Source organism: Kocuria aegyptia (assembly GCF_039530085.1).
GTDB lineage: Bacteria > Actinomycetota > Actinomycetes > Actinomycetales > Micrococcaceae > Kocuria > Kocuria aegyptia.
Genome location: NZ_BAAAOA010000005.1, coordinates 211,166 through 221,460 on the forward strand (window position 1 = coordinate 211,166; position 10,295 = coordinate 221,460).

Sequence of the window (10,295 nt, forward strand, 5' to 3'; positions counted from 1 at the left end):
CGCGGCCGGCCCCTTCCGTCGTCCCTGCCGGCACTCCGCCGACCCGGACCCCGGGGCCCCGCGCGGGGCCCCGGGGACGGGGATCAGTTGGACATCATCGCGGGGCTCGCCTGCTGGGGCTCCCGCTCCACGACCACGCGCTCGTTGGGGACGCAGTGGGTCATGGTCAGGCCCTCCACGTTGCGCGGGCCGTTGTTGCCGAGGTTGGCCACGCGCTGCAGCTCCTCCTCGGACAGGCGCTGCGTGGGCAGCGGGGCCAGGTCCTTGACGTCCTCGAGGGAGACGCCGACGCCGTCGCCCACGCGCTGGCCCAGCTCGTCCTCGACCATGTAGAAGTGCCAGACCATGCGCTCCTGGATCGGGCGGTCGCACTGCAAGAGGGCGCCGACCAGGTTGGCGATCAGCTCCTCCTTCTCCCAGTCCTCCTGGAGCTGGAAGCGCTCGCCGGCCTGCTTGTAGTCGTTGGTCCGCTCGATCCGCGCCCGGGTGAGGCGGCCGTTGATCTCGGGGCCGACCGACGAGTGGTAGCCCTCGTCCTTCGGGGTCTCCTGCACGCCGCCGGTGATGGACGGCTCGTAGTTCACGTGCGGGTTCTGGCCGGGGGCCAGGTCCACGCCGTAGGCCATCTGGCCGTCGCGCTGGTTCGTGGCGACCTTGGCCTTCGGCGCGTTGACCGGCAGCTGCAGGTAGTTCGGGCCCACGCGGTAGCGCTGGGTGTCCGAGTAGGAGAAGGTGCGCCCCACGAGCATCTTGTCGTCGGAGAAGTCGAGGCCGTCCACCAGCACGCCGGTGCCGAAGGCGATCTGCTCGTTCTCCGCGAAGAAGTTCTCCGGGTTGCGGTTGAGGACCATGCGCCCGACCGGCTTCGGCGGGAACAGCTCCTCCGGCCACACCTTGGTGTCGTCCAGCGGGTCGAAGTCCAGCTCGGGGTGGTCGTGGTCCTCCATGACCTGCACCTGCAGCTCCCACTCGGGGTAGTCGCCGGCCTCGATCGCGTCGTAGAGGTCCTTGGTGTGCGAGCCGAGCGTCTGGGCCTGGATGTTCGCCGCGTCCTCGGAGGTCAGCGACTTCACGCCCTGCTTCGGGATCCAGTGGTACTTCACGAGCACGGACTCACCGGCCGCGTTGACCCACTTGTAGGTGTTCACGCCGAAGCCCTGCTGGTGGCGGTAGTCCGCCGGGATCCCGCGCGGGGAGAACAGGATCGTGATCATGTGCATCGCCTCGGGCGACTGGCTCCAGAAGTCGAAGGCGCGGTTGGCGACCCCGGCCTCGAAGTTCACGGGGTCCGGCTTCTGGGAGTGGATGAAGTCCGGGAACTTGATGGCGTCACGGATGAAGAACACGCCGAGGTTGTTGCCGACGAGGTCCCAGTTGCCGTCCTCGGTGTAGAACTTCACGGCGAAGCCGCGCGGGTCGCGGGCGACCTCGGAGGAGTCGCGGCCGCCGGCCACGGTGGAGAAGCGCAGGGCGACGTCGGTGCGCTTGCCGGCCTCCTGGAAGAGCTTCGCGCGGGTGTACTTGGCGATGGGCTCGTCGCCGTACGTGCCGTAGGCCTCGAAGTAGCCGAAGGCCGTGGTGCCGCGGGCGTGCACCACGCGCTCGGGGATGCGCTCGCGGTCGAAGTGGCTCATCTTCTCGAGGAACGCGTAGTTCTCCAGCGTCGCGGGCCCGCGCGAGCCGATGGTGCGGGTGTTCTGGTTGTCGTAGACGGGGTGGCCCTGGCGCGTGGTCAGGGTCTGCTCGGGAACGTTCGTCATGGGGTTCCTCTCGGGATAGGGACCGGAAGTTCGGGCGGACCGGGGCGGGAGTGCTCCTGCCTGCCCGGGGTGTGCTCATCGGTGAGGACGACACCTGCCGACCAGTATGTCGGAAGGGGCGCGCTATTGCTAGCTATTCATAATTGACGAGTGGCGCAGGCCGCCGGTGCAGGTCAGGGGCGTGCTCGGGCGCCGCGGCGGGCCGGCAGCTCCGCCCTCCCGGTCGGCGGCCGCGGCCTCGATCCCGCGGCCTCGATCCCGCGGCCTCGATCCCGCGGCCGGGGAGCCCGGGAGGGGCGTTGGGGCGGCCCGCACGATGATGCATAAATACAAGATGACGTGTATAGTCATGCACAGAAGGCGGGGCCACGTCGTGGCGCCCGGACCACCGACGAAGGAGAACACCGTGACCGAGCGTGTTGTGCTGGCCTACTCCGGAGGCCTCGACACCTCCGTGGCCATCGGCTGGATCGGCGAGGCGACGGGGGCCGAGGTCATCGCCGTGGCCGTGGACGTCGGGCAGGGCGGGGAGGACCTCGAGACCATCCGCCGGCGCGCCCTCGACTGCGGGGCCGTCGAGGCCTACGTGGCCGACGCCCGCGACGAGTTCGCCGCGGAGTACTGCATGCCCGCGCTGCAGGCCAACGCCCTGTACATGGACGCCTACCCCGTGGTCTCCGCGCTGTCCCGCCCGGTGATCGTCAAGCACCTCGTGGCCGCCGCCCAGCGCTTCGGCGCCTCCACCGTGGCCCACGGCTGCACGGGTAAGGGCAACGACCAGGTCCGCTTCGAGGTCGGCATCCAGACGCTGGGTCCCGAGCTCAAGTGCATCGCCCCGGTCCGCGACCTCGCCCTGACCCGCGACAAGGCCATCAACTACGCCGAGAAGCACCACCTGCCGATCGCCACGACCAAGAAGAACCCCTTCTCGATCGACCAGAACGTGTGGGGCCGGGCCGTGGAGACCGGGTTCCTCGAGGACATCTGGAACGCCCCCACCAAGGACGTCTACGACTACACGGACGACCCCACGTTCCCGCCGCCGGCCGACGAGGTCGTGATCAGCTTCAAGAGCGGCATCCCGGTGGCCATCGACGACCGGCCCGTCACGCCGCTGCAGGCGATCCAGGAGATGAACCGGCGCGCCGGGGCCCAGGGCGTGGGCCGCATCGACATCGTCGAGGACCGGCTCGTGGGCATCAAGTCCCGCGAGGTCTACGAGGCCCCCGGCGCCATGGCCCTCATCGCCGCCCACCGGGAGCTGGAGAACGTGACGGTCGAGCGCGAGCAGGCCCGGTTCAAGCGCATGGCCACCCAGCGCTGGACCGAGCTCGTCTACGACGGCCAGTGGTTCTCCCCGCTCAAGCAGTCCCTCGACGCGTTCATCCAGGACACCCAGAAGTACGTCGACGGCGACATCCGGATGACCCTGCACGCGGGCCAGGCCACGGTCACCGGTCGCCGCTCGAACACCTCCCTGTACGACTTCAACCTGGCGACCTACGACGAGGGCGACGCCTTCGACCAGTCCCAGGCCCGCGGGTTCATCGAGCTGTTCGGCATGTCCTCGAAGGTCGCGGCGTCCCGCGAGCAGCGGATCGCGGCCGAGGCCAAGTAGCACCCGAGCACGTAGGCTCGTCCCCAGCAGGACGGGCACGACGACGGAGGGCCCCATCCCGGCGGTGGGGCCCTCCGTCCACGCCCGGCCGACCCGACCTCGACGGACCCCACAAGGAGAGACATGGCGCAGCAGGACAAGCACGGGACCAACGATGGCGCTCTCTGGGGCGGGCGCTTCGCCGGGGGACCGGCCGACGCCCTCGCGGCGCTGAGCCGGTCCACGCACTTCGACTGGCGCCTGGCCCCCTACGACATCGCCGGCTCCCGGGCCCACGCCCGGGTCCTGCGCACCGCCGGGCTGCTGACCGGTGACGAGCTGCAGGGTATGCTCGACGCCCTCGACCGGCTCGAGGCCGACGTCCGCTCCGGGGCCTACACCCCGGCCGCCTCGGACGAGGACGTCCACGGCTCCCTCGAGAAGGGCCTCATCGAGCGGGCCGGGCCCGAGCTCGGCGGCAAGCTGCGCGCCGGCCGGTCCCGCAACGACCAGATCGCCACCCTGGGGCGGATGTACCTGCGCGACCACGCCGCGATCATCGCCCGCAACGTGCTCGACGTCGTGCAGGCCCTCCTGGACCAGGCGAAGGCCCACCCCGAGGCCCCGATGCCCGGGCGCACCCATCTCCAGCACGCCCAGCCCGTGCTGCTGTCCCACCACCTGCTCGCGCACGCATGGGCGATGCTGCGCGACGTCCAGCGCCTCGTCGACTGGGACGCCCGCGCGGCGGTCTCCCCCTACGGCTCCGGGGCGCTCGCCGGGTCCTCGCTCGGCCTGGACCCGGGGGCCGTCGCCGCCGAGCTGGGCTTCGACTCCGCGGTGCACAACTCCATCGACGGCACCGCGGCGCGGGACGTCTACGCCGAGTTCTCCTGGGTGACCGCGATGATCGCCGTGGACATGTCCCGGATCTCCGAGGAGATCACCACGTGGGCCACCAAGGAGTTCTCCTTCGTCACGCTCGACGACGCCTTCTCCACCGGGTCCTCGATCATGCCGCAGAAGAAGAACCCGGACATCGCCGAGCTCGCCCGCGGCAAGGCCGGCCGGCTGATCGGGGACCTCACCGGGCTGCTGGCCACGCTCAAGGGCCTGCCGCTGGCCTACAACCGGGACCTCCAGGAGGACAAGGAGCCCGTCTTCGACGCGATCGACCAGCTCGAGGTGCTGCTGCCCGCGGTCGCGGGGATGATCGCCACCCTCGACTTCAACACGGAGCGGATGGCCGAGCTCGCCCCGCAGGGCTTCGCCCTGGCCACCGACGTGGCCGAGTGGCTCGTGCGCCAGGGCGTGCCCTTCCGGGACGCCCACGAGGTCGCCGGGGACGCGGTGCGGGTCTGCGAGCAGCGCGGGATCGAGCTGTGGGACCTCTCCGACGAGGACTTCGCCGCGATCTCCGACCGGCTCACCCCGGGCGTGCGCGAGGTGCTCACCGTGGCCGGCTCGCTGGCCTCGCGCAGCGCCCAGGGCGGCACCGCGCCGTCGGCCGTGGCGGCGCAGATCGGCGAGCTCGAGCGCCAGGTGGCCGAGGCCGCGGAGTTCTCGCGGCGCGCGCCGATCGTGGCGGGATGAGCGGAGGCGGCACCGGGCCGGCGCTGCTCGAGCTGCTGTCCCGCCCGGCGCCCGAGGTGGCCCCGCGGCTGCTCGGCGGCCTGTTCGGCCACCGGACCGGTGCGGGCACCGTGGCCCTGCGGATCACGGAGGTCGAGGCCTACGGCGGGCCGGAGGGCTCCGACCTGCCGGATCCGGGGGCGCACACGTGGCGTGGGCGCACGGCGCGCAACGCCTCGATGTTCGGCCCGCCGGGTCACGTCTACGTGTACTTCACGTACGGGATGCACCACGCCGTGAACCTGGTGTGCCGCCCCGAGGGCACCGCCGGCGGGTGCCTGCTCCGGGCCGGCGAGATCGTCGAGGGCCTGGATCTGGCCCGCGCCCGGCGGGCCGCGGGCCGGTCCGGACCGGTGCCCGACGCCGCCCTGGCCCGCGGCCCGGGCAACCTCGCCAAGGCCCTGGGGATCGACCTGACCCACGACGGCGCCCCGCTCGCCGCGGAGGAGGCCCCGGCGCCGGGCTTCTTCCTGCGGCTGGACGGTGCGGCGGACGGCGCCGCGGCCGGCTGCGGGCCGCGCACCGGGGTGTCCGGGCCCGGCGGGACCCCCGAGTACCCCTGGCGGTGGTGGCTCCCCGGTGAACGCTCCGTCTCCCCGTACCGACCCGCGGTCCCGCGCCGGCGCCGCTGAGTCCGCGCCGGGACCGGGCGGATAGCATGAGCGGCGTGACTGAATCCGTTGAGCAGATGATCGAGCGCCTGTGCGTGAAGATCCCCGACTACCCGGAGCCGGGGGTCCTCTTCCGCGACCTCACGCCCCTGTTCGCGGACGGCGCCGGCTTCCGGCGGACGGCCGACGCCCTGGCCGACGCCTTCCGCGGCCAGTTCGACCACGTGGCCGGCGTCGAGGCTCGCGGCTTCCTCATGGCCGGAGCCGTGGCCTACGCGACGGGCGTGGGCCTGATCCCCGTGCGCAAGGCGGGGAAGCTGCCGCGGGAGACCTTCCGCGAGGAGTACGTCCTGGAGTACGGCTCGGCGGTGCTGGAGATCCACACCGACGACGTCCCCCGCGGCGCCCGGGTGCTCGTGCTCGACGACATCCTCGCGACCGGCGGCACGCTCGGGGCCACGGCACAGCTGCTGCACCGGGCCGGGCTGCACGTCGCGGGGTTCGGGCTGATCATGGAGCTCACCGACCTGCGGGGCCGCAGCCAGCTCGGCGGGCACCGCGTCCGCGCCCTGTACCGCGTCTGACCTGCCGCGCCGTCCCCGACGTTGCTCCTGTTACGCAACGCACGGCCGCGCGACCGGAGGATCTCGGTACGTGCCGGTAGAATCGATGGTCTGTTCGATCCGGAACGAGGTGTCCACCCATGGCAGAGACCGTCGCCACGATGGCGGCCGAGCAACTTGCTGTCGAGCGCGCGTACGTCGCGATGCTCTACGACCGGCTCGACGAGCTGCGGGCCGAGAAGACCGCGGAGCTCGCGGCCGTCCGGCGCAGCGAGTCCGCCGGCAACCACCAGAACCGCGCGGAGCGGGACGCCTTCGCCTCCCACTACGAGGACCGCCTCGCCCAGCTCGAGGCCGTGGACCACCGGCTCGTCTTCGGCCGGCTGGACGGCGAGGACGGCGACCGCCGCTATGTCGGGCGCATCGGCCTGGCCACCGCGGACCACCAGCGGCTCATGGTGGACTGGCGCGCCCGCGAGGCCGCCGCCTTCTACCAGGCCACCGCGCAGAACCCCATGGGCGTCCGGCGCCGCCGCCACCTCATCCTCGAGGGCCGCGACGTCGCCGCCCTCGAGGACGACGTCCTCGACCCGGAGATGCTCGACGACGAGGGCGTGCTGCACGGGGAGGGCGCCCTGCTCGCGGCGCTGAACCAAAAGCGCACCGGACGGATGTCGGACATCGTCGCGACCATCCAGTCCGAGCAGGACAAGATCATCCGCGCCCCGCTGCCCGGCGTCCGCGTGGTGCAGGGCGGGCCCGGCACCGGCAAGACCGCCGTGGCGCTGCACCGGGCGGCGTACCTGCTCTACGAGCACCGGGAGCGGCTGCGCAAGGCCGGTGTGCTGATCGTGGGTCCGTCGTCGTCGTTCATGTGGTACATCGAACGGGTGCTGCCGGCCCTCGGGGAGACCGGCGTCGTGATGTCCTCCCTGGCGGAGCTGTTCCCGGGCGTCGCAGCCGTCCCCGAGCGCGATCCGCGCACCGCGCAGCTCAAGTCGGGCCTCGACATGGCCGACGTCGTCGCCCGCGCCGTGCGGGACCGGCAGAAGGTCCCGGCGGCGGACCAGGTCCTGCGCGTCGACTCCCACCGCGTGACCCTGACCCCGCGCACGGTCAAGCGCGCCCGGGACAAGGCCCGTGCCACCGGGAAGCCGCACAACGAGGCGCGCAACACCTTCGTGAAGATCGTGCTGCGGGAACTCACCGAGCAGCTCGGCGAGCACCTCAACACCACCAGCGGCAACGTCATGGACCGCTCCTACCTCGCGGAGGACATCCGGCAGTCCCGCGACGTGCGGATCGCGCTCAACCTCGCCTGGATGCCGATGTCGCCCCAGACCCTCGTGGGCCAGCTGTTCAGCAAGCGGCACTATCTCGAGTCCGCCGCCCCGCACCTGGACGCCGCGCAGGTCGACGCCCTGCTGCGCCCGGCCGACGCCCCCTTCACCGTCGCGGACGTGCCGCTGCTGGACGAGGCCGCCGAGCTGCTGGGCGACCTCGACGCGGCGGGGGTGCGCCGGCGGGCCGAGGCGGACCGGGAGCACCGCAAGGCCACGGACAACGCCGAGCACGCGCTGCGCAACATGCACCAGAGCCTCGAGGACGTCGGCGCGGACGGCATCGTGACCGCGGCCCAGCTCACGGACTTCAACGCGGTGACCCAGCACCGGATGACCGCCGCCGAGGCCGCGACCGCGGACCGCACGTGGGCCTACGGGCACGTCGTCGTCGACGAGGCGCAGGAGCTCTCGCCGATGCAGTGGCGGGTGCTCATGCGCCGGTGCCCCATGAAGTCGTTCACCGTGGTCGGCGACATCGCCCAGGCCGGCTCGGCCACTGCCGCCCGCAGCTGGCAGGACGCCCTCGAGCCGTTCGTGGGGGAGCGGTTCGTCCTCGACGAGCTCACGGTCAACTACCGCACCCCCGCCGCGATCGCCGAGGCCGCGGTCGACGTCGCCCGGGCCGCCGGCCTGGACATCTCCGCCCCGCGGGCCGTCCGCGAGGGCGAGCCGCCGATCGTGCAGCGCGTCCTCGCCGCGGACGTGGTCGACAGCGTCCTCGACCAGGTGCGCACCGAGCTCGAGCTCGTCAACGGCGGGCTCGTGGCCGTGATCGTGCCCGAGGACCGCGTGCAGCAGATCGGCACGGCGCTCGCCGGTGCCCTGCCCGGGCTGGTGGGCGCCGGGGTCCGCCGGCTGGACCGGCAGGTCGTGGTGCTCTCCGCGTGGGACGCCAAGGGACTGGAGTTCGACTCGGTGGTGGTCGTCGAGCCGCAGGCGCTCGTCGAGGAGGTCGGCGGCGGGGTGGGCAACCTCTACGTGGCCATGACCCGGCCCACCCAGCGGCTGCGGGTCGTCGCGGCCCGGCCGCTCCCGGCGGGCCTCGACCGGTTCTGAGCCCGGACCCCTGAGGCACCGGGGCGCGGAGGAGGATCCCTTGCGCGCCCTGGTACCTTGGAAGCCGTGTCGAACGCAATAGACCTGGACCTCCAGCACAACGATCCGTCCTTCGCCAACGTCTGGCAGGAGCTGCAGTGGCGCGGCCTCGTGCACGTGTCGACCGACGAGGCGGCGCTCGAGAAGTCGCTGTCGGAGGAGAAGGTCACCTATTACTGCGGGTTCGACCCCACCGCGGCGTCCTTGCACCTCGGGCACCTGGTGCAGCTACTGCTGATGCGCCGGCTCCAGCTCGCCGGCCACCACCCGATCGGCCTGGTGGGCGGGTCCACCGGTCTGATCGGGGATCCCCGGCAGACCTCCGAGCGGATCCTGAACTCCAAGGAGACCGTCGCGCAGTGGGTCGACCTGCTGCGCGCCCAGGTCGAGCGGTTCCTCTCCTTCGAGGGCGAGAACCGGGCGGTGATGGTGAACAACCTGGACTGGACCTCCCAGCTGTCGGCCATCGACTTCCTGCGCGAGATCGGCAAGCACTTCCGGGTGGGCACGATGATCAAGAAGGACATCGTGGCCAAGCGCCTGCACTCGGAGGAAGGCATCTCCTACACCGAGTTCAGCTACCAGATCCTGCAAGGCCTGGACTACCTGAACCTCTACCGCGAGCACGGCTGCACCCTGCAGACCGGGGGCTCGGACCAGTGGGGGAACCTGACCTCGGGCACCGAGCTGATCCGCAAGGTCGAGGGCGTGTCCGTGCACGCGGTGGGCACCCCGCTGATCACCAACTCGGACGGCACGAAGTTCGGCAAGTCCGAGGGCAACGCCGTGTGGCTGGACCCGGAGCTGACCTCGCCGTACGCGTTCTACCAGTTCTGGCTCAACACCGCCGACGCCGACGTGGTCGACCGGCTCAAGGTCTTCACCTTCCTCAGCCGTGCCGAGATCGAGGAGCTGGCCCGCGCCGTCGAGGAGGAGCCCTACAAGAGGCAGGCCCAGAAGGTCCTCGCCTGGGAGGTCAACTCGCTGGTGCACGGGGCCGAGGCGACCGAGAAGGCCATCTCGGCCTCGGCCGCAGTCTTCGGCCGGGGCGAGCTCGCGGAGCTCGACGCCGAGACCCTGGACTCTGTGGCCCGGGAGTTGCCCGGCGCCAGCGTGACCGCCGGCCCACTGCAGGTCGCGGATCTCCTCGTGGCCACCGGGCTGTCGGAGTCGAAGTCCGCCGCGCGCCGGACCCTCAAGGAGGGCGGGGCCTACGTGAACAACGAGAAGGTCGTCGGCGAGGACGCCGAGCTCGGCCCCGACCAGCTCCTGCACGGACGGTGGGCGCTGCTGCGCCGGGGCAAGAAGCACCTTGCCGCCGTCACCGTGGAGGCCTGACCAGGGGCCGAGCCGCCCAGCACCCCCGTCCGGGAGCCGAGTTTGCAGGCCCCTGGGCGGGGGTGTAGTGTTCATCGAGTCGTCGAGCGGGGCCGAGAGGCCGGCGGACGACAACACCGCAAAGAGCAGCAGGACCGACAGGTGCTGCCTAGTTCATGCGGGAGCGACCGTTCCGGTCGGTCCGGGAAGCGCACAACGCAAGTTGACACGCCGCGAACGGACTGCGTAAGATGGTCGAGCTGCCTGAGGCGGGGAACGAAGTTCCGACGCGGGGGTCAGCGAGAACAAAGATTTCCAACACGGTTTCCGGGTGTGGTGCCTGGTTGCTGGTCTGTTGTTTGAGAACTCAATAGTGT

7 protein-coding genes are annotated in these 10,295 nt (G+C 71.6%); 6 read left to right on the forward strand and 1 reads right to left on the reverse strand.

The window, feature by feature from the left end; translation table 11 throughout:
• Positions 1–83 precede the first annotated feature (83 nt).
• Entirely contained in the window at positions 84–1,760 is a 1,677-nt protein-coding gene (locus tag ABD220_RS01745; RefSeq protein WP_344119268.1) for a catalase, read from the reverse strand.
• Positions 1,761–2,166: 406 nt separating this feature from the next.
• Between ABD220_RS01745 and ABD220_RS01750 the strand changes: the two genes are divergently transcribed.
• The 6 genes from ABD220_RS01750 (at position 2,167) to tyrS (ending at position 9,939) form a co-directional block, all read left to right on the forward strand.
• Positions 2,167–3,378, forward strand: a complete 1,212-nt coding sequence (locus ABD220_RS01750; RefSeq protein WP_344119269.1) for an argininosuccinate synthase — start codon at positions 2,167–2,169, stop codon at positions 3,376–3,378.
• A 123-nt stretch (positions 3,379–3,501) separates the two neighbouring features.
• A complete protein-coding gene (gene argH, locus ABD220_RS01755) occupies positions 3,502–4,950 on the forward strand; it encodes an argininosuccinate lyase (protein WP_344119271.1) in 1,449 nt (482 codons plus the stop codon).
• Positions 4,947–5,621: a DNA-3-methyladenine glycosylase gene (locus ABD220_RS01760; RefSeq protein WP_344119272.1), complete on the forward strand. Its 675-nt coding sequence runs from the start codon at positions 4,947–4,949 to the stop codon at positions 5,619–5,621. The genes argH and ABD220_RS01760 overlap by 4 nt, the downstream gene beginning before the upstream one ends.
• 26 nt (positions 5,622–5,647) lie before the next feature.
• A complete protein-coding gene (locus tag ABD220_RS01765; protein ID WP_344119274.1) occupies positions 5,648–6,184 on the forward strand; it encodes an adenine phosphoribosyltransferase in 537 nt (178 codons plus the stop codon).
• Between the two features lie 119 nt (positions 6,185–6,303).
• Positions 6,304–8,562 (forward strand): HelD family protein, encoded by a 2,259-nt coding sequence (locus ABD220_RS01770; protein WP_344119276.1) that lies wholly within the window; start codon positions 6,304–6,306, stop codon positions 8,560–8,562.
• 66 nt (positions 8,563–8,628) lie between these two features.
• Positions 8,629–9,939, forward strand: coding sequence for a tyrosine--tRNA ligase (gene tyrS / locus ABD220_RS01775; RefSeq protein WP_344119277.1), 1,311 nt, complete (start codon positions 8,629–8,631; stop codon positions 9,937–9,939).
• The last annotated feature ends 356 nt before the right edge of the window (positions 9,940–10,295 follow it).